Source organism: Micromonospora sp. DT47, assembly GCF_049844475.1.
Classification (GTDB): Bacteria; Actinomycetota; Actinomycetes; order Mycobacteriales; family Micromonosporaceae; genus Micromonospora.
In genome coordinates this window covers 84,979-104,800 of record NZ_JBNCLC010000022.1, presented here as the reverse complement: position 1 = coordinate 104,800, position 19,822 = coordinate 84,979, and the positions used below count along the sequence as shown (strand labels likewise).

The window sequence follows — 19,822 nt, the reverse complement described above, 5'->3', positions numbered from 1 at the left end:
CCCGGAAGCTAAGCCCTCCAGCGCCGATGGTACTGCACTCGTGAGGGTGTGGGAGAGTAGGACGCCGCCGGACAATCTTCCAGTAGGCCCACCCCGAATCGGGGTGGGCCTACTGCGTTTTTAGGACGTCGCGATGTGCGTACCCGGGGAAAGGGCCGCGGCGTGCGCGGAGCGGGACTCGGCCGCAACCCTGACCACCGATCAGTCCCGGGTCTGGACGCCCTCACGGATCTGGCGGAACAGGCCGGCGGCGTCCTCCACCGACCGGTTCGGGAACATCGCCATCGCGACGCTGCCGTGGTCCGCCCAGCCGCAGACCGCGAAGTCGCCGCCGTCACCGCTGGTGGTGCCGCACTTCATCACGCCGCCGAACGTCCCGGCCGGCACCTCACGGACGCCGGTCACCGTGCCGGTCTCGTCCGCCATCAGGCCGAAGAGGCTGTCCAGGTCGCGTTCCGGCTGCCAGAGCAGGGTGGTGCCACCGAAGAGCAGGACAGCCCGCTTCTCGTCCGCCGGGTCGCGGTAGATGGTGCCGAAGCTGCGGTCCAGGTCGATGTCGGCGGCGAACCCGCTGCGCAGGTAGTCGGCGGTGCTCCGGGCCCGCTCGGAGTCGTCGCGGCTCAGCCCCGCGACCTGGTCCGGGGCGGTCAGCCGGGTGTCCTTCTGCTGGGCCACCCGCCAGCTGGCCGTGCCGAGGGCACCGGCCCCGGCCAGACCGACGACCAGCGCCACGGCCAGGGCGATCCGCCGGCGGCGGGAGGCCGGGGCGCGACGGGCCGGGTCGTCCTCCGGGTCGTGGTTGCTCAGCCGGATCGGTTCCTCGGTCAGGTCGACCGGCTCGGGCCCCTCGATGAGCTGACGCTCGGTGAGATGTGCGTCGGACATGTCCGCCACCGTACGCGAATGACAGGTGGCGCACGTCAGGTCCGCGGAAGCGCTCCGTAGACTTTCAGGGTGACCGAGAGACTGGATGCCCGACGCCCCGACGCCCCCGCCCTTGCCGGCCAGTACCAGCCCGGCGAGGTAGAGCAGCGACGGTACGAGCAGTGGGTAGCCGCCGGCCACTTCCGGGCGTCGGCGGAGAGCGACAAGCCCCCCTTCACCATCGTCATCCCGCCACCCAACGTCACCGGCTCGCTGCACATGGGCCACGCGTTCGAGCACACGTTGATGGACGCACTTACCCGGCGCAAGAAGATGCAGGGCTTCGAGGCGCTCTGGCTGCCGGGCATGGACCACGCCGGTATCGCCACCCAGAACCTGGTCGAGCGGCAGCTCGCCAGCCAGGGGCTCTCCCGGCACGACCTCGGCCGGGAGAAGTTCGTCGAGCGGGTCTGGCAGTGGAAGGCCGCGTCCGGCGGGGCGATCCTGGGCCAGATGCGTCGCCTCGGCGACGCGGTCGACTGGGACCGCGAGCGCTTCACCATGGACGAGGGCCTCTCCCGGGCCGTGCAGACCATGTTCAAGAAGCTCTTCGACGACGGACTGATCTACCGGGCCAACCGGATCATCAACTGGTGCCCGCGCTGCCTCACCGCGCTGTCGGACATCGAGGTGGAGCACACCGACGACGACGGTGAGCTGATCTCGATCCGCTACAGCGCCGACGTCGTGGTGGCCACCACCCGGGCCGAGACGATGCTGGGCGACACCGCGGTGGCCGTCCACCCGGACGACGAGCGCTACCGGCACCTGATCGGCACCGAGGTCGCCGTCCCGCTCACCGACCGGCGGATCCCGATCGTCGCCGACGAGCACGTCGACCCGGCCTTCGGCACCGGCATGGTCAAGGTGACCCCGGCGCACGACCCGAACGACTTCGAGATCGGCCAGCGGCACGACCTGCCGGCGCTGACGATCATGGACGAGCGCGGCATCATCACCGCCCCCGGCCCGTTCGAGGGCCTGGACCGGTACGAGGCCCGCCCGGCGATCGTCGCCGCGCTGCGCGAGCAGGGCCTGATCGTGGCCGAGAAGCGGCCGTACGTGCACGCGGTGGGGCACTGCTCGCGGTGCAAGACCGCCGTCGAGCCGCGGCTGTCGCTGCAGTGGTTCGTCAACACCGCCCCGCTGGCCAAGGCGGCCGGTGACGCGGTCCGCGACGGTCGGGTGAAGATCGAGCCCGCCGAGCTGGCCAAGCGCTACTTCGCCTGGGTCGACAACATGCACGACTGGTGCATCTCCCGGCAGCTCTGGTGGGGCCACCGCATCCCGGTCTGGTACGGCCCGGACGGCGAGATCGTCTGCGTCGGCCCGGACGAGCAGCCGCCCACCGGCGACGGCTGGCGCCAGGACGAGGACGTGCTGGACACCTGGTTCTCCAGCGGCCTGTGGCCTTTCTCCACCCTGGGCTGGCCGGAGCAGACCCCCGACCTGGCGAAGTTCTACCCGACCAGCGTGCTGGTCACCGGCTACGACATCCTCTTCTTCTGGGTCGCCCGGATGATGATGTTCGGCCTCTACGCGATGGACGGCCGGCAGCCGTTCGACGTGGTCGCCCTGCACGGCATGGTCCGCGACGAGCACGGCAAGAAGATGTCCAAGTCGTTCGGCAACGTGGTCGACCCGCTGGACTGGATCGACCGGTTCGGCGCCGACGCCACCCGGTTCACCCTGGCCCGCGGCGCCAACCCCGGGCAGGACGTGCCGGTCAGCGAGGAGTGGTGCCAGGGCTCGCGGAACTTCTGCAACAAGCTCTGGAACGCCACCCGGTTCGCGCTGATGAACGGGGCGCACACCGACGGCCCGCTGCCGGCCGCCGGCGAGCTGTCGACCGTCGACCGGTGGATCCTCTCCCGGCTGGCGCACGTCACCGCCGAGGTGGACGAGCAGTTCGAGGCGTACGAGTTCGCGAAGGTCTGCGACCTGCTGTACCACTTCGCCTGGGACGACGTCTGCGACTGGTACGTGGAGCTGAGCAAGCCGGTGCTCGCCGAGGCCGGACCGGCCGCCGACGCCACCCGCCGGGTACTCGGCCACGTGCTGGACCAGCTGCTGCGCCTGCTGCACCCGGTGATCCCGTTCGTCACCGAGGAGCTGTGGACGGCGCTCACCGGCGGCGAGACGCTGCTGAAGGCCGCCTGGCCGGCCGCTGACCGTACCCTCGTCGACGACGCCGCGGAGAGCGAGGTCGGCACCGTCCAGCGGGTGGTGACCGAGATCCGGCGGTTCCGCTCGGATCAGGGGCTGCGCCCGACGCAGCGGGTCGCGGCCCGGCTGGAGGGGCTCACCGTCGCCGGCATCGCCGCGCACGAGCCGCTGATCCGCTCGCTGGTCCGGCTCGACGCCCCCGGCGACGACTTCCAGGCCAGCGCCACCCTCGCCATGCCGGGTGAGGTCAGCGTCGCGCTGGACACCCGGGGTTCGATCGACGTGGCCGCCGAGCGGGCCCGGCTGACCAAGGACCGCGCGGCGGCCGAGAAGGAGGTCGCGCAGGCCCGGGCGAAGCTCGACAACCCGGCGTTCGTCGGCAAGGCCCCCGAGCCCGTTGTTGCCAAGATCCGCGACCGGCTGGCGGTGGCCGAGGCGGACCTTGTCCGGATCGACGCCGCTCTGGAGGCGCTGCCCTCATGACCGACCGTACCGATTTCGCCGCCATCGACGCCGAGCTGGCCGGGCGGGGCTTCACCCGGATGGCCTTCGAGCTGGAGAAGATCGAGTCCCTGCTTGACCTGCTCGGCAGCCCGCAGCGGGCGTACCCGTCGATCCACCTGACCGGGACGAACGGCAAGACCTCGACCGCCCGGATGATCGACTCGCTGCTGCGGGCGTTCGGGCTGCACACCGGCCGCTACACCAGCCCGCACCTGGAGACGGTGCGGGAGCGGATCAGCCTGGACGGCGAGCCGGTCAGCGAGGAGCGCTTCGTCGCGATGTACCGCGAGGTGGCCCCGCTGGCCGAGCTGGTCGACCAGCGCTCGGCCGAGCCGCTGACCTACTTCGACATGACCACGGCGCTGGCGTTCGCGACGTTCGCCGACGCCCCGGTCGACGTCGCGGTGGTCGAGGTGGGGCTCGGCGGCGCCGAGGACGCCACCAACGTGATCCAGGCCGGGGTGGCCGTGCTGACCCCGATCGCGCTGGACCACACCGAGTGGCTGGGCGACACGTTGGAGGACATCGCCCTGCACAAGGCCGGCATCATCCACTCCGGCGCGACCGTCATCTGCGCCGCGCAGGAGGAGGAGGCTGCTCGGCCGATCCTGGAGCGCTGCGCCGAGGTGGGCGCCACCCTCGCCAGGGAGGGCGCCGAGTTCGGCGTCCTCGGCCGGGCGGTCGCGGTCGGCGGCCAGGTGCTCAGCATCCAGGGCCTCGGCGGCGTGTACGACGAGGTGTTCATCCCGCTGCACGGCGCCCATCAGGCACAGAACGCCGCCGTGGCGCTCGCCGCCGTCGAGGCCTTCCTGGGGGCCGGCGCCCGGCGGCAGCTCGACATCGAGACCGTCCGGGAGGGCTTCGCCGGGACCAGCTCCCCCGGTCGCCTCGAGAAGGTGCGTACCGCCCCGACGGTCCTGCTCGACGGCGCGCACAATCCGCACGGGATGGCCGCGACGGTCACCGCACTGCAGGAGGAGTTCGCGTTCAGCAAGCTGGTCGGCGTGCTCGCCGTGCTCGGCGACAAGGACGCGGCCGGCCTGCTGGAGCTGCTGGAACCGGTGCTCGACTCGCTGGTGGTCACCGGCAACAGTTCACCACGGGCGATGCCGGTCGACGAGCTGGCCGAGCTGGCCCAGGAATTCTTCGGACCGGATCGGGTGCAGGTTGCCGAGGAGATGCCGGACGCCATCGAGCTGGCCATCGCCGAGGCCGAGTCCGACGTGCCCGGCGAGCTGTCCGGGGTCGGCGTGCTGGTCACCGGGTCGATGGTGACCGTGGCCGACGCCCGACGGCTGTTCAAGCGATGAGCGCCCCCGAGGAGGACCGTCCGACCCCGAGCGTCCAGCCGGGCCCGGCCGAGGGGCCGGGTGCCGACGAGGGCGTACCGGGGGAGCGGCGGTCCGGGCTGCGGAACCCCGAGAAGGCGGTGCGCGGCCTGGGCGCGGGGACGCTGGCCCTCGAGGCGCTGGTGCTGCTGCTCGCCATCCAGCCCATCCGGGTGGTCGGCGGGGACCTGGGCGGGGCGGCCATCGCGGCGATCGTGGCGCTGGCCGTCGCCTGCGTGGTGCTGGCCGGCCGGATGGGTCGGCCCTGGGCGTGGAACGCGGGCACGGTGCTGCAGGGCCTGCTGATGCTCTCCGGGTTGCTGCACTGGTCGCTGCTGGTGCTGGGCGTCATCTTCGCCCTGGTGTGGGCGTACGCCCTGCACGTCCGTCGGGTCATCCTCGGCTGACGGGCGGTCAGGCGTCGGCGCGTTCCCGCCACTGGGTCAGCGCGATGCCGTGGCCGTCCGGGTCCCGGAAGGCGGCCGCCCACACCTCCAGCTTCGCGCCCCGGTTGACCACCCGGGGGGCGTACGTGAAGCGGAGGCCGGAATCCCTGAGCCGCCGGTAGGCCGCGTCGATGTCGTCGACCTCCAGGTTGACGTGCACCAGGCGCCGGCTGATCGGGGCGGCCCCGGTGACCTCCCGCAGCACCACCCGGGTGCTGCCGGAGGCGAGCACCGCGTTGCCGGGGCCCTGGTCGACCTCGGTGAAGCCGAGCACGTCCCGGTAGAAGTCCAGCGACCGGGCCAGGTCGGTGACCAGGAGGGTGAGCCCGACGCCGCCGAACGGGGCGGCCGGGTCCGCCGGTGCCGCGGCCGGGTCGAACCCGAAGATCGCCTCGTCCAGATCGTCCGGGCCGAGGTGGTCGCGGGCCGGGCCCGGGTCGTCCAGCGGTACGTCGATCGGGTCGAGGATCGGGGCGTCGAAGCGCTCCTCGGCGGGCGGGCGCGGGGTCGGGGCCCGGCGGGGCAGCCCGCTGCTCGGCGGCGGCTCGACCAGGATGCCCTCCAGCACGACCGGGCCGCCCGGGCGGTGATGCAGCACCACCGGCTCGCGCTCATCGGTCAGCACCTCGACGTCGTCGGCCAGCGGGTCACCCCGGAGCGGGTCTGCCGGAGGCGGGTCGCGGAGCTCGTCGCGCAGGTCGTCGTCGGCCGTACGGCCCGCCCACGGCGGGGCCTCCTGCTGGATCAGCACCTCGTCGACCGGCTCGGCGTCGGCGTACTCGGGGGGGAGGTCGGCGACCGTGGCGGCGGTGGCGGCGGTCTCGGCGTGGGTGGGCACGTCGTCCCAGAGCACCCGGACGTGCCGCTGGTCGTCGAGGGCCACCCGGATCGGCAGGGTCTGCCCCAACGACGGCCACTTCGCCACCGGCACCTGCGGCTCGATGATCTTCTTGGAGCGGGGCGGCAGGCCCGGCGCGTCGATCACCAGCTGCAGCTCGCAGCGGCCGAAGGCGTACTGGGTCGGCGGCTCGGAGGCGCTGTGCACGTGCCCGACGCCGACCACCCAGGTGCGCCCACCGCCGCGCACCGTGGCCAGGGCGATCGCCAGCACCAGCAGGGCCACGCCGAGCGCGACGACCGCCCAGCTCGTCATCCCCAGCCCGAACAGGACCACGAAGGTGGCCACGGTGCCGAGCACCGCGGCGATCAGCTTGCGTACCGGCGCGATGGTGCGGTTCCCGCCATTCGCCACAGTGGAACCTCCCAGGGTCAAGGCCAGGCTAGGGCCGATCGGCAACCGAGGGAAGGAACAGCCGCCGCGCCGACGCCGGGACCGGGTCGCTAGGCTGACCGTACCCAGCCCGACCGCCTTCCGCGCACAGGAGGAAACCAGCGTGTCCAGCAGCAGCCCGGATGAGCGCACGCTCGTACTGATCAAGCCCGACGCGGTCCGCCGCGGCCTGGTGGGTGAGATCATCTCCCGCTTCGAGCGGAAGGGCCTGCGGATCGATGCCATGGAGACGCGGACCCTGGACGGGGACTTCGCCGACCAGCACTACGCCGAGCACGTCGACAAGCCGTTCTACCCGCCGCTGAAGGCCTTCATGACCGGCGGCCCGCTGGTGGCGCTGGTGCTCTCCGGGGACCAGGTGATCGAGGTGGTCCGCGGCATGATCGGCAGCACCGACGGGCGCAAGGCCGCCGCCGGCACCATCCGCGGCGACCTCTCCCTGTCCAACCGGGAGAACCTGGTGCACGCCTCCGACTCGGTCGACAGCGCCAAGCGCGAGATCGGGCTCTGGTTCCCCGAGCTGGGCTGACCCCCGGCGGGCGAGCTGACCGGGCCCGGCCCACGCCAAGCCGAGCAGCATCGGCCGGTGCGCGTCGAGCGCACCGGCCGCCTGCGCCGCCTCGGTGACCGTCACGCGTCCGTCGGGAGCTCCGTCCGGCAGGTCACGGCGATCCGGTTCCACACGTTGATCGTCGCGATCGCCATCAGCAGGTCGACCAGCTCCTTCTCGGACCACACCTTCGCCGCCGCGTCCCACACGTCGTCCGGCACGCCGTGCTCGCCGAGCCGGGTGACCGCGTCGGTGAGCGCCAGCGCGGCGCGCTCCCGCTCGTCGAAGAAGGGCGCCTCGCGCCAGGCGGCGACCGCGAAGAGCCGCCGGCCCGACTCGCCCGCCGCGAGCGCGTCCCGGCTGTGCATGTCGACGCAGAACGCGCAGCCGTTCAGCATCGACGCCCGGAGCTTCACCAGCTCCAGCACGGTGTGGTCGACGTTCGCCCGGACGTACTTCTCCAGACCGAAAACGGCGCGGTACGCCTCCGGCGCCACTTCGGCCGCGTTGATCCGCTGCATGACAACCTCCCTGGTCGGTGTGTGACACCGATACGACGGCCTGCCGGGGCGGGGCGTGACGGCGCCGGGCTGTGACGCCGGTCATGCCCGTCGAGCCGCCCCGCCCCGCTGAGGCTCACAACGTGTCGAGGGAGGCGCGGCGACGACTCTCCGCCTCGAACACCTTGAGCAGCAGCGCCGCCAGCACGGCGTAGCCGAGGCCGATGGCCAGCTCGGTGGCGATCGCCGGGAGGGCGTCGGCGAGCGGGGCGCCGGCGGCCAGCCGGCGAGCCGCGTCGGCGGCGTGGGTGATGGGCAGCGCGGACCCGACCGCGCGGATCCCGGCCGGCAGGCCGTCGGCCGGCACGTTCACCCCGGTGAAGAGCAGCAGCAGCGCCACCGACACGTTCGAGATCAGGAAGACGTCCCGGAATCGCAGACCCAGCGCGCCCAGGGTGAGGCCGAAGAAGCCGCAGGTCAGCGACGCCGACGCCAGGGCGAGCAGCAGCCCGGGCAGGGCCGCCGCCGGGATCCGCAGGCCGAGCAGCAGCGACGCCACGGTGAGCGTGCTGGCCGCGATCAGCAGGCCATTGCCGGCGTACGGGAGGACCCGGCCGAGGAAGACGGCGGTGCGGCTGCGCGGGGAGAGCAGCACGTGCCCGAGGGTGCCGAAGCGCCGCTCGTTGGCCACCGCCATGGTGCCACCGTAGACGCAGGCGAGCGAGGCGGTGAGCACCGCGTTGCCGACGATGTAGAACCGGTCGTCGGCCACCTGGAACTGCCGGCCGAGGTAGGCGAAGAAGAAGAGCTGGAACAGCGGGCCGACCAGCAGGGTGCCGATGAAGATCGACGGGGTGGTCCAGTTGAACAGGGCCCGGTAGGCGATCACGCCCCCGGTGCCGACCAGCCGGAACAGTGCGGTCATCGGATGCCCTCCTCAGGTCAGCGCCAGGGTCGCGGCGACCCGGGCCCGCCGCTCGACGTACGTCATCATCAGCCAGCCGGCGGCCAGGCAGGCCAGGCTGATCGCCAGGCAGACGCCGAGCGCCGGCCAGACCGGACCGCCGGCGGCCGCCTCGTGCACCGCCCGGGCCCCCCAGGTGGTGGGCAGCACCGCGGCGACCGGCCCGGTCCAGCCGGGCAGCGCGGTGACCGGCACGAGCATCCCCGAGACCAGCCAGATCGGGTACTCCAGGGTGTTGGCCAGCGCGTTCGCGTTGCGCATCAGCACGAAGGTGGAGGCCAGCAGCAGGCCGAACATGCCCAGCCCGACGATGCAGCCCGGCACCGCCACCAGGAAGGCCAGCGGATGGGCGAAGTCCAGCCGGATGCCGTAGAGCAGCCGACCCCAGAGCAGGGTGGCGAGCATGGCGTACGTGCCGGTGATCCCGGTGGCCAGGGTGATCGGCAGGATCATCAGCGCGGGCGGCCGGGGCGCCAGCATGATCATCTCCAGGGTGCCCTGCCAGCGCTGGCTCTGGATCGCCCCACCGGAGCCGAAGAGCACCGTCGACCAGACCCCCATCAGCCCGGCGCCGACGGCGGCCTGCAGCAGCCGGTCCGGTTCGCCGCCGGCCCGGAACAGGTAGACCGCCAGGGTCGCCTGGACCACCGGCACCAGCAGCGCGATGGCGATCTCGAACGGCGACCGGCTGGCCTGCTTGACGTGCAGCAGCGCGCCGAGCGCGATCAGGCGCAGCGTCCTCACGCCGGCACCTCCTCCTCGGCGACCGGCGCCGGCTGCGCCGTCCGATTGACGATGGCCACGTACGCGTCCTCCAGGGTGGGCTGCCGGGCGGTCACCCGGCCCAGGCGTACCCCGCCCAGCTCCCGCAGCACGTCGGCCTGCACGTCCACCCCCGCGTCGGACTGCACCCCGAGCAGTTGCGCGCCACCGCCGAGCACCGACAGGCTCGCTTCGCGCACCCCGGGCACGGCCCGGATCACGGCGACCTGTCCGTCGGTCACCCCGTACGCCTCGACCTCCAGCACCTGCCGGCCGTCCGCGTGGTGGCGCAGCTCGGCAGGAGAGCCCAGGGCCTGGATCCGGCCGCCCGCGATCACCGCGATCCGACCGCAGAGTTCGTCCGCCTCGGCCATGTAGTGGGTGGTGAGCAGCACGGTGGTGCCGGTGGCGGCCAGGTCGGCGACGGTCTGCCGCAGCTCCCGGGCGGCCACCGGGTCGACGCCGATGGACGGCTCGTCGAGGAAGAGCACCGTCGGCCGGTGCAGCAGCCCGCGGGCGATGTGCAGCCGCTGCCGCATGCCCCGGGAGTAGCCCTCGACCCGCTCGTCCTCCCGGCCGGTCAATCGGACCAGCTCGAACAGCTCGGCGATCCGCCGCTTCTGCTCCCGGCCCGGCACCCCGTACAGCTCGGCGAAGTAGCGCAGGTTGTCCCGGGCGGAGAGCCGGTCGTAGAGGCCGCGGTCGCCGCCGAAGACGTACCCGATCCGGCGGCGCACCTCGCGGGTCTGCCGGACCACGTCGTAGCCGCAGATCCGGGCCTCGCCGGCGGTCGGGATGAGCAGGGTGTTGAGCAGCTTGATGGTGGTGGTCTTGCCGGCGCCGTTCGGGCCGAGCAGGCCGAACAGCTCGCCGTGGCCGACCGTCAGGTCGACGCCGCGGACCGCTTCCACCTCCCGGCGCTGGGGTCGTAGCCATCCGGTCCGGCTGCGGTAGGTGCGGCGCAGGCCGACCGCCTCGATCGCGTGATCGCTCATGCCCGCGAATCTATGGGCCGACCCCACCGCCCCGCACTCCCGTTACTCGGCGGCGATCTCCGTCCGGGGCCGGGTAGTCTTGACGACCGTAAGGCGACGACCCGGCCATCACCGGCGAGCCTCCGGAAGAAAGGGCCTCGCGCCCGAGTAGAACCGGGCGGGTCCGGCCCGTCACAGCCGGCCAACGAGCGGGCGGTCGATCCTGGCCGCCAAGCGGGGTGGTACCGCGGGCCTGCCCGGGGGCGCCGGCGGCGTACCCGAGAAGGTTCGTCCTCGCAGACCCACACGACGAGTGAGCTGCGCGAGGAGAGCGACCCCCGATGGCCTATCCGTTGCACGACCCGACCGCCGCCGGTGTCCCGGCGAGCCCGGACCTGCCCGCGGTCGAGCGCCGGGTCCTGGAGCACTGGACGGCCGACAAGACCTTCGAGGCGTCCGTCGAGGCCCGTCCCGCCGGAACCGACGGCAAGAACGAGTACGTCTTCTACGACGGCCCGCCGTTCGCCAACGGCCTGCCGCACTACGGCCACCTCTTCACCGGCTACATCAAGGACGTGGTGCCGCGCTACCAGACCATGCGCGGTCGGCACGTCGAGCGGCGCTTCGGCTGGGATTGCCACGGCCTGCCCGCCGAGGTGGTCGCCGAGAAGCAGCTCGGCATCACCAGCAAGGCGGAGATCCTCGACCTCGGCGTGGCCCGGTTCAACGAGGCCTGCCGCACCTCCGTGCTGGAGTTCACCCAGGACTGGGAGCGGTACGTGACCCGCCAGGCCCGCTGGGTCGACTTCGCCAACGACTACAAGACCCTCGACCTGGACTACATGGAAAGCGTCATGTGGGCCTTCCGGACCCTGCACGACAAGGGGCTGGTCTACGAGGGCTTCCGGGTGCTGGCGTACTGCTGGCGGTGCGAGACGCCGTTGTCGAACACCGAGACCCGGATGGACGACGTCTACCGGGACCGGCACGACCCCACGCTGACCGTCTGGTTCGAGCTGACCGCCGACGAGTCGGCCCACGAGCTCCTGCGCGGCCCGGTGCGGCTCGGCGTCTGGACCACCACCCCGTGGACGCTGCCGTCCAACCTGGCGCTCGCCGTCGGCCCGGACATCGAGTACGCGGTGCTGGAGCGCGACGGGTCCCGCTACGTGGTGGGCGCGGCCCGGCTCGGCGCGTACGCCAAGGAGCTGGAGGGCTTCGAGCTCCTCGGCACGGTGTACGGCCGCGACCTGGTCGGGCGCCGGTACACGCCGCTCTACGACTTCCTGGTCGAGCAGGCCGGGGAGAACGCGTACCAGGTGCTCGGCGCGGACTTCGTCACCACCGAGGACGGCACCGGGATCGTCCACCTGGCCCCGGCCTTCGGTGAGGACGACCAGAACGTCTGCAACGCCGCCGGCATCCCGACCATCGTCACGGTGGACGACCACACCCGGTTCACCGCGCTGGTCCCCCCGTACCAGGGCGAGCAGGTCTTCGACGTCAACAAGCCGGTGATCCGGGAGCTCAAGGAGCGGGGGGTGGTGCTCCGGCAGGACACCTACACCCACTCGTACCCGCACTGCTGGCGCTGTGACACCCCGCTGGTCTACAAGGCGGTGTCGTCCTGGTTCGTCGCGGTGACCCGGTTCAAGGACCGGATGGTCGAGCTGAACCAGCAGATCAACTGGACGCCGGGACACATCAAGGACGGCTCGTTCGGCAAGTGGCTGGCCAACGCCCGGGACTGGTCGATCAGCCGGAACCGGTTCTGGGGCTCACCGATCCCGGTGTGGAAGTCCGACGACCCGAACTACCCGCGAATGGACGTGTACGGCTCGCTGGAGGAGATCGAGCGGGACTTCGGCGTACGCCTGACCGACCTGCACCGCCCGGCGGTGGACGACCTGGTCCGCCCCAACCCGGACGACCCGACCGGTCGGTCGACGATGCGCCGGGTGCCGGAGGTGCTGGACTGCTGGTTCGAGTCCGGCTCGATGCCGTTCGCCCAGGTGCACTACCCGTTCGAGAACCGCGACTGGTTCGAGCACCACTACCCGGGCGACTTCATCGTCGAGTACATCGGGCAGACCCGTGGCTGGTTCTACACCATGCACGTGCTGGCCACCGCGCTGTTCGACCGGCCGGCGTTCCGCAACTGCCTCAGCCACGGCATCCTGCTCGGCTCGGACGGCCGCAAGATGTCCAAGAGCCTGCGCAACTACCCGGACGTCTACCACGTCTTCGACGCGTACGGCTCGGACGCGATGCGCTGGATGCTGATGTCCTCGCCGGTGCTCCGCGGCGGGGACATGGCGGTCACCGAGGCGGGCATCCGGGACGCCGTCCGGCAAGTACTGCTGCCGCTCTGGAACGTCTGGTACTTCTTCTCGCTCTACGCCAACGCCGACTCCTACACCGCGCGGCGCCGGACCGACTCGACCCACCTGCTCGACCGGTACGTGCTGGCCAAGACGCGGGAGCTGGTCGAGACGGTCCAGGGCCAGATGGAGGCGTACGACATCTCCGGCGCCTGCGCCACCGTCCGGTCCTTCCTGGACGCGCTGACCAACTGGTACGTGCGCCGCTCCCGGGACCGGTTCTGGTCGGGTGACGTGAACGCCTTCGACACCCTCTCGACGGTGCTGGAGACGCTCTGCCGGGTGCTGGCGCCGCTGGCGCCGCTGACCGCCGAGGAGATCTGGCGCGGCCTCACCGGCGAGCGGTCGGTGCACCTGGCCGACTGGCCGGAGGCGACGGAGTTCCCGGCCGACCACGAGCTGGTGGCCGCGATGGACGCCGTCCGGGACGTCTGCTCGGCGGCGCTGTCGCTGCGCAAGGCGAAGGGGCTGCGGGTCCGGCTGCCGCTGTCGCGGCTGACCGTGGCTTCGCCGGTCGCCGCCCAGCTGCGACCCTTCGCCGACCTGGTCGCCGACGAGGTCAACGTGAAGGTGGTGGAGTTCACCGACGAGGTGTCCGCGTACTGCCAGCAGGTGCTGACCGTGGTGCCCCGGGCGCTCGGCCCCCGGGTCGGCAAGGCGGTGCAGCAGGTGATCAAGGCGGTCAAGGCGGGGGAGTGGGAGCTGGTCGACGCCGCCCCGGTCGCCGCCGGGGTCACCCTCGCCGAGGGCGAGTACGAGCTGCGCCTGGTCGCCGCCGACGCCGAGCACTCCGTGCCGCTGCCCGGCGGTGAGGGCGTGGTGGTGCTGGACACCGAGGTCACCCCGGAGCTGGCGGCCGAGGGGCTGGCCCGGGACGTGGTCCGGGTGGTGCAGCAGGCCCGCCGGGACGCCGGCCTGGACGTCTCGGACCGGATCGTGGTGCTGCTGTCCGCCTCCGAGGAGGTCCGCGCGGCGGTGGCCGGGTTCATCGACTTCGTGGCCCGGGAGGTGCTGGCCGACACCGTCGACTTCGGCGAGGGGGTCGAGGGCTTCGCCGGTGAGGTCGGCGAGGGCGAGCGGGTGACGGTCGCCGTCCGGCGGGTATGACCCGCTGACATCGGTGGTCCGGCGACGTGCGCGTCGCCGGACCACCGGCTGGACCGCCCGCCACCGCCCTGACGTGGGCGTGGGAGCGTCCGCTACCGTGACACCGCCTGTACAACGCACGACCGCCGGAGGACCAGTGCCCCTGCTCTACACCATCGGCAAGCTCACCGTGGCGCCCGCGCTCCGGTTGGCCTTCCGTCCGACCGTGGAGGGGTTGGAGCACATCCCGGCGACCGGCGGCGCGATCTTCGCGGGCAACCACCTCTCCGTCGCCGACGAGCTTCTGCTCGGCACCGTCGTCCCCCGGCACCTGGCCTTCTGGGCCAAGGCGGAGTACTTCAAGGGCACCGGCCCGAAGGGCGCCATCTCCAAGTTCGTCCTCACCGGCCTGGGCGCCATCCCGGTCGAGCGGGCCGGCGGCCGGGCGGCGCTGTCCGCGTTCGACGCCGCGATCCCGGTGCTCAAGGCCGGTGACCTCGTCGCCGTCTACCCGGAGGGGACCCGCTCGCCCGACGGCCGGCTCTACCGGGGGCGGACCGGCGCGGCCCGGCTGTCCGTGGCGGCCGGCGTGCCGATCATTCCGGTCGGCGTGACCGGCACCGACAAGGCGCAGCCGATCGGCACCCGGGTGCCCCGGCCCGGCCGGGCCGAGATCAGCATCCGGTTCGGCAAGCCGCTGGACTTCACCGGCCGGTCGGACGACCGCACCTCGCTGCGCGAGATGACCGACGAGTTGATGGCCGAGATCCAGAAACTCACCGGCCAGGAGTACGTGCCGCGCTACGCCCCGCCGCGCGCCCACCCGCCGGTCAGCGGCGAGCCCCCCACCGCGATCTGACCCGCGGGCCGGCGGGCCCCGCCGCGGCGCCGGTCACGGCGGGTCGTTGCCGCGCTGCTTCTCCTGCGCGACCACCGCGTCGAGGTCGGAGAGGCGTTCCATCTGCTTCATCGCGCGGGCCATCCGGGCGTTGCCCGGGATCCGGTCGCGGTTGCGGGCCAGGAAGGCCCAGTAGCCGGCGGTGAACGGGCAGGCGTCCTCGCCGAGACGCTTCTTCGGGTCGTACCGGCAGCCGCCGCAGTAGTCGCTCATCCGGTTGATGTACACGCCACCGGAGACGTACGGCTTGGTGGTCATCCGGCCCAGGTCGGCGTACTGGCTCATGCCGACCACGTTGGCGGTCATCACCCACTCGTAGCCGTCGACGAAGCTGGTGTGGAAGAAGGCCCCCAGCTCGGTCGGGCGCCAGCCGCGCTGCAACGCGTAGTTGCCGAGCACCATCAGCCGGGGGATGTGGTGCACCCAGCCGTGGTCGCGCACGTCGGCGAGGACGTCCGACAGGCAGCGCGCGTCGACCGCGTCGGCGTCCAGTTCGGTCCACCACCTCGGCACCGAGCGGCGGGCGGCCAGCGCGTTGCTGCGCTGCCAGCCGGCGTCGAAGTACCAGTACAGGTGCCAGACGAAGTCCCGCCAGCCGAGGATCTGCCGGACGAAGCCCTCCACGCTGGGCAGCGGCGCGCCTTGCTTCCGGTACGCCTGCTCCGCGCCCCGGATCGCCTCCATCGGGTCGAGCAACCCCAGGTTGAACGAGGACGACAGCAGGCTGTGCGCCATCCACGGGTCGCCGGCGAGCATCGCGTCCTCGTACGGGCCGAACATCGCGAGCCGGTGCCGGAGGAAGTGCCGCAGCCGGCTCTTGGCCTCCTTTGCCGTGGCGGGGAAGCGGCGCGGGCCGTCCCGGCCGACGAACCGGATCCCCTCCCGCTCCCAGCGGTCCAGGTCGGCCCGGACCTCGGCGTCGATGTCGTCCTCCTTCGGCATCGGCGGCGCCGGGACGTCGAGCCGGTCGGCCTGCTTCGGCGGGGGTTGGCGGTTCTCGGTGTCCAGGCTCCACCGGCCGCCGACCGGCTCGTCGCCCTGCATCAGCACGCCGTGGTGCACCCGGGCGAACCGGTAGAAGGCCTCCATCCGCAGTGCGCCCCGCCGGTCGTCCGCCCAGTCGGCGAAGTCCTCCAGGCTGGTCAGATAGCCGCGCGGCGGCAGCACGGTCACCCCGTCCCGCCGGCGGACGAACTCCAGCGCCCGGCGGGAGGTGGGGTGGCGGACCTCCAGCGGCTCGCGGACCTTCCGCAGTGCCTCGGCGTACGTCTCGGTGCGCAGGAAGCGGGCCTGGTCGCCGAGTTCGGCGGCGCGGTGGCGCAGCGCGGAGAGGATCAGGTGCGCCTTCTGCCGGTGGTGGACGCGGCGGCGGAAGACCGCCTTCGACTCGATCAGCAGGACCGGCTGGCGCCGGTCGTCGAGGAAGTGCGGCCCCAGCTGATCGGCGAAGAGCCAACGCCGCGACATGTCCTTATTGTGCACTGACGGGCGGTTGGTCGGGTGCAAGGAGTCGAGACCACGCCGACCGGTCAGGCCTGCCCGGACGTGATGATCTGCTCCCGCAGGGTGGCGAGCAGCCGGGCGCTGTCATCGACGGAGAGCCGGGTGAAGACGGCGGTGGTGATGCTGCCGTAGTCGACCGAGGTGCAGACCACCACGTCGCCGCCGTCCGCGCGGCCCACCGCGCAGCGCTCGTACCGGCCGCGGACGCCGGTGTCGACCGGCTGCGCCTCGCCGAGCCGGTAGGTCTCCGTGAGCCGGGTCATCTCGTCGTCGGCGTCGGACTCCGGGTTGAGCCGGAAACCGGTGCCGCCGAAGACGGTGGCCCGCTTGCCGTCCGGGGTGCCGTACACGCCGGCGAAGACGTCCTCGGCGAGCAGGTTCGCCTGGCGTACCTCGGTCTCCAGCCGCTTGACCGTCGCCCTGCTACGGGCGTCCTGGCGCAGCGTCAGGTCGGCCACCTGGCCGGGCAGCGCGGCGTTGGCCGGGTACTGCTCCCACATCGGCTGGCCGAACCAGGCTGGGCAGCCGCAGCAGCAGGCCAGGGTGAGCAGCAGCACCCACGGCCAGCGCCGCCGGCGGCGCACCGGCACCGGGACGTACCCCCGGGGAGCCTGCCACCCCGGCGGGGGGGTGACCGGCTCCGGCCGGCCCCGGCGCTGCTTTGACGGCCGGGTCCGCGCGGGCGGCGGCGGTGGTGGTGCCGGGGAGACCGGCGGGGCCGGCGGCGGCCCGACGGCCGGCGGCGGCGCGGCGGGGTACGTCCGGGTGGGCGACGGCGCGGCCTGGTAGGGCCTGGTCGGCGGCGGCGCGGGGTAGGGCAGGGTCGGCGGCAGCGGGGTCAGGTCGGGATGGTCGACCTCCCAGCCGCCGGTGTCCACGCCCGCCCACGGGTCCACCGGGGTGCGGTGTTCGGGCAGCTCGTGCGGAGGCGGTGGCGGGACGGGGGTGGGTTCGGCCGACTCGCCCCAGGCGGGCCGGCGCGACGGCGGGGGCGGTACCGCGGCGGAGCCGCTCCACTTCGGCGCCGGCGGGTCGACCCGGGTGGGCGCCGGCAGCGCGGGGTCGACCCGGGTGGGCGCCGGCCGGTCGGGTTCCGCGGCGTCGTCGGCGGTGGTCGGGGCGGGGGCGCCCGCCGGCACGGCCGGCTCCGCCGTTGCCCCGGCTTCGGCCGGACCGGCGTCGGTGGGCAGCTCACGGGTGCCCTCCGGGCCAGTGCCGGGTCCGGCGGTCGACGGTACGGCGGGAGAGGGCGGCTCCCCGGTGGCCGCCGGATCCCGGCCCGGGTCCGGGGCCGGAGTGCTCCCCTCGGCCGGCCGGTCGGCTCCCGGCTGCGGCTGCGGCATCGCGGCTGTCTCCTCTCGCGCCGGTCCGAGGTTAGTACCGGCGCGCCACGTCGGCGATCCGCGGGCCGGTCGGGCCGGGTGTGGGACCGGACACCCTCCGTCGGCCGGCGCGTGCGGTGCGGCGCGGTGGCCGGTCGGCCGGCGCGTACCCTCGGCATCATGAGTGCCCCGTCCACGCCGCCGCGCGCCGCCGCGGCCAATTCCGTCTGGCCCCGGCTGGAGCCGCTGCTGCCCCAGGTGACCAAGCCCATCCAGTACGTCGGTGGCGAGCTGGGCGCGGTGGTCAAGGACTGGGACGCGGCGACCGTCCGTTGGGCGCTGATGTATCCCGACGCGTACGAGGTCGGCCTGCCCAACCAGGGCGTGCAGATCCTCTACGAGGTGCTGAACGAGCTGCCCGACGTGCTCGCGGAGCGGACGTACGCGGTCTGGCCGGACCTGGAGAAGCTGATGCGCGCGCACGGCGTGCCGCAGTTCACCGTCGACGCGCACCGCTCGGTACGCGACTTCGACGTGTTCGGCATCTCCTTCTCCACCGAGCTGGGCTACACCAACCTGCTCACCGCGATCGACCTGGCCGGCATCCCGATGCTCGCCGCCGACCGCACCGACGCCGACCCGGTGATCGTGGCCGGCGGCCACGCGGCCTTCAACCCGGAGCCGATCGCCGACTTCGTCGACGCCGCCGTGCTCGGCGACGGCGAGGAGGCGGTCCTGGAGATCACCACGATCGTCCGGGAGTGGAAGGCGGAGGGCTCGCCGGGCGGCCGGGACGAGCTGCTGCTGCGGCTGGCCCGCACCGAGAGCGTCTACGTGCCCCGCTTCTACGACGTGGACTACCTGCCCGACGGCCGGATCCAGCGGGTCGTGCCGAACCGGGCGGACGTGCCGTTCCGGGTGCACAAGCGCACGACGATGGACCTGGACGCCTGGCCGTACCCGAAGAAGCCCCTGGTGCCGCTCGCCGAGACGGTGCACGAGCGGTACGCGGTGGAGATCTTCCGGGGCTGCACCCGGGGCTGCCGGTTCTGTCAGGCCGGCATGATCACCCGCCCGGTCCGGGAGCGCTCGATCACCACCGTCGGCCAGATGGTCCGCGACGGCCTGGAGTTCTCCGGCTTCCACGAGGTCGGCCTGCTGTCCCTGTCGTCGGCCGACCACTCCGAGATCGGCGACATGTGCTCCGGCCTGGCCCAGCAGTACGAGGGCACCAACGTCTCGCTCTCGCTGCCGTCGACCCGGGTGGACGCGTTCAACATCGACCTGGCGCAGGAGCTGTCCCGCAACGGCCGGCGCACCGGTCTGACCTTCGCCCCCGAGGGCGGGTCGGAGCGGATCCGCAAGGTGATCAACAAGATGGTGTCGGAGGAGGACCTCATCCGCACCGTGGTCACCGCGTACACCAACGGCTGGCGGCAGGTGAAGCTTTACTTCATGTGCGGCCTGCCCACCGAAACCGACGAGGATGTGCTCCAGATCGCCCGGATGGCCCACGAGGTCATCAAGGCCGGCCGGGCCGCCACCGGCTCGAAGGACATCCGCTGCACGGTCTCCATCGGCGGTTTCGTGCCGAAGCCGCACACGCCGTTCCAGTGGGTGGCGATGGCGCGGCCGGAGGTCATCGATCACCGGCTCAAGCTGCTCAAGCAGGAGATCAACTCGGACCGCTCGCTCGGCCGGGCGATCGGTTTCCGCTACCACGACGGCGAGCCGTCGCTGATCGAGGGCCTGCTCAGCCGCGGTGACCGCCGGGTCGGCGCGGTGATCCGCAGGGTCTGGGAGAACGGCGGCCGGTTCGACGGCTGGAGCGAGCACTTCTCGTACCAGCGCTGGGTGGACGCCGCCGCCGAGGTGCTGCCCACGTTCGGCGTCGATTTGGACTGGTACACCACCCGGGAGCGCGAGGAGCTGGAGGTCCTGCCCTGGGACCACCTCGACTCCGGCCTGGACAAGGACTGGCTCTGGCAGGACTGGCAGGACTCGCTCTCGGAGTACGAGCAGGACGACTGCCGGTGGACCCCGTGCTTCGACTGCGGTGTCTGCCCGTCCATGGACACCGAGATCCAGATCGGCCCGACCGGCAAGAAGCTGTTGCCGCTCACCCCGGTCAACGGCGGTGGCCTGAAGGTCCCGTCCGGGAGCTGACCGCCGCCCGTGACCCCGCCGGCACGCTGCGGCGGGGCGCGGGCCACTGGGTGCGGC

General features: G+C 72.6%; 15 protein-coding genes and 1 rRNA gene. 8 read left to right on the top strand and 8 right to left on the bottom strand.

The features are described from left to right. A 5S ribosomal RNA gene (gene rrf, locus ACLQ2U_RS26140) occupies positions 1 to 73 on the top strand; the annotation flags it as partial. Positions 74 to 201: 128 nt separating this feature from the next. Here the strand turns inward: rrf and ACLQ2U_RS26135 are convergent. Next, complete coding sequence (locus ACLQ2U_RS26135; protein WP_425753548.1) at positions 202 to 885, bottom strand: hypothetical protein; 684 nt, start codon at positions 883 to 885, stop codon at positions 202 to 204. A gap of 69 nt (positions 886 to 954) precedes the next feature. Here ACLQ2U_RS26135 and ACLQ2U_RS26130 point away from each other — a divergent pair, with 69 nt between their 5' ends. From ACLQ2U_RS26130 to ACLQ2U_RS26120, 3 genes are read left to right on the top strand one after another with little or no spacing between them, the layout of a single operon-like run. Beyond that, complete coding sequence (locus tag ACLQ2U_RS26130; protein ID WP_425753546.1) at positions 955 to 3,573, top strand: valine--tRNA ligase; 2,619 nt, start codon at positions 955 to 957, stop codon at positions 3,571 to 3,573. Further along, positions 3,570 to 4,904, top strand: a complete 1,335-nt coding sequence (locus tag ACLQ2U_RS26125) for a bifunctional folylpolyglutamate synthase/dihydrofolate synthase (protein ID WP_425753544.1) — start codon at positions 3,570 to 3,572, stop codon at positions 4,902 to 4,904. The genes ACLQ2U_RS26130 and ACLQ2U_RS26125 overlap by 4 nt, the downstream gene beginning before the upstream one ends. Next, a complete protein-coding gene (locus ACLQ2U_RS26120; RefSeq protein WP_425753542.1) occupies positions 4,901 to 5,329 on the top strand; it encodes a DUF4233 domain-containing protein in 429 nt (142 codons plus the stop codon). Before ACLQ2U_RS26125 ends, ACLQ2U_RS26120 begins: the two co-directional genes overlap by 4 nt. A gap of 7 nt (positions 5,330 to 5,336) precedes the next feature. On the opposite strand, the gene ACLQ2U_RS26115 is transcribed toward ACLQ2U_RS26120, so the two are convergent. Beyond that, positions 5,337 to 6,620 carry a VOC family protein gene (locus tag ACLQ2U_RS26115; RefSeq protein ID WP_425753540.1) on the bottom strand — a complete coding sequence of 428 codons (1,284 nt, stop codon included), beginning with the start codon at positions 6,618 to 6,620 and terminating at the stop codon, positions 5,337 to 5,339. A 142-nt stretch (positions 6,621 to 6,762) separates the two neighbouring features. Between ACLQ2U_RS26115 and ndk the strand changes: the two genes are divergently transcribed. Beyond that, complete coding sequence (gene ndk / locus ACLQ2U_RS26110) at positions 6,763 to 7,188, top strand: nucleoside-diphosphate kinase (RefSeq protein ID WP_425753538.1); 426 nt, start codon at positions 6,763 to 6,765, stop codon at positions 7,186 to 7,188. 101 nt (positions 7,189 to 7,289) lie between these two features. Here the strand turns inward: ndk and ACLQ2U_RS26105 are convergent, their stop codons facing one another. The 4 genes from ACLQ2U_RS26105 to ACLQ2U_RS26090 form a co-directional block, all read right to left on the bottom strand. Then, positions 7,290 to 7,730, bottom strand: coding sequence for a carboxymuconolactone decarboxylase family protein (locus ACLQ2U_RS26105; protein WP_425753536.1), 441 nt, complete (start codon positions 7,728 to 7,730; stop codon positions 7,290 to 7,292). Between the two features lie 115 nt (positions 7,731 to 7,845). Next, complete coding sequence (locus tag ACLQ2U_RS26100; RefSeq protein WP_425753534.1) at positions 7,846 to 8,634, bottom strand: ABC transporter permease; 789 nt, start codon at positions 8,632 to 8,634, stop codon at positions 7,846 to 7,848. A 12-nt stretch (positions 8,635 to 8,646) separates the two neighbouring features. Next, positions 8,647 to 9,417 carry an ABC transporter permease gene (locus tag ACLQ2U_RS26095; RefSeq protein ID WP_425753532.1) on the bottom strand — a complete coding sequence of 257 codons (771 nt, stop codon included), beginning with the start codon at positions 9,415 to 9,417 and terminating at the stop codon, positions 8,647 to 8,649. Continuing rightward, positions 9,414 to 10,430: an ABC transporter ATP-binding protein gene (locus tag ACLQ2U_RS26090; protein WP_425753530.1), complete on the bottom strand. Its 1,017-nt coding sequence runs from the start codon at positions 10,428 to 10,430 to the stop codon at positions 9,414 to 9,416. Before ACLQ2U_RS26090 ends, ACLQ2U_RS26095 begins: the two co-directional genes overlap by 4 nt. A 320-nt stretch (positions 10,431 to 10,750) precedes the next feature. Here ACLQ2U_RS26090 and ileS point away from each other — a divergent pair, with 320 nt between their 5' ends. Both ileS and ACLQ2U_RS26080 read left to right on the top strand, forming a co-directional pair. Then, on the top strand, positions 10,751 to 13,897 hold the full coding sequence (ileS, locus tag ACLQ2U_RS26085) for an isoleucine--tRNA ligase (RefSeq protein ID WP_425753528.1): 3,147 nt from the start codon (positions 10,751 to 10,753) through the stop codon (positions 13,895 to 13,897). Between the two features lie 136 nt (positions 13,898 to 14,033). Further along, positions 14,034 to 14,735: a lysophospholipid acyltransferase family protein gene (locus ACLQ2U_RS26080; RefSeq protein WP_425753526.1), complete on the top strand. Its 702-nt coding sequence runs from the start codon at positions 14,034 to 14,036 to the stop codon at positions 14,733 to 14,735. Between the two features lie 33 nt (positions 14,736 to 14,768). Here ACLQ2U_RS26080 and ACLQ2U_RS26075 read toward each other — a convergent pair whose 3' ends face one another. Both ACLQ2U_RS26075 and ACLQ2U_RS26070 read right to left on the bottom strand, forming a co-directional pair. Then, positions 14,769 to 16,241 (bottom strand): cryptochrome/photolyase family protein, encoded by a 1,473-nt coding sequence (locus tag ACLQ2U_RS26075; protein ID WP_425753524.1) that lies wholly within the window; start codon positions 16,239 to 16,241, stop codon positions 14,769 to 14,771. 62 nt (positions 16,242 to 16,303) lie between these two features. After that, entirely contained in the window at positions 16,304 to 17,620 is a 1,317-nt protein-coding gene (locus ACLQ2U_RS26070) for a hypothetical protein (protein ID WP_425753522.1), read from the bottom strand. A gap of 159 nt (positions 17,621 to 17,779) precedes the next feature. Here ACLQ2U_RS26070 and ACLQ2U_RS26065 point away from each other — a divergent pair, with 159 nt between their 5' ends. Further along, positions 17,780 to 19,765 carry a TIGR03960 family B12-binding radical SAM protein gene (locus ACLQ2U_RS26065; RefSeq protein ID WP_425753520.1) on the top strand — a complete coding sequence of 662 codons (1,986 nt, stop codon included), beginning with the start codon at positions 17,780 to 17,782 and terminating at the stop codon, positions 19,763 to 19,765. Positions 19,766 to 19,822: the final 57 nt, after the last annotated feature.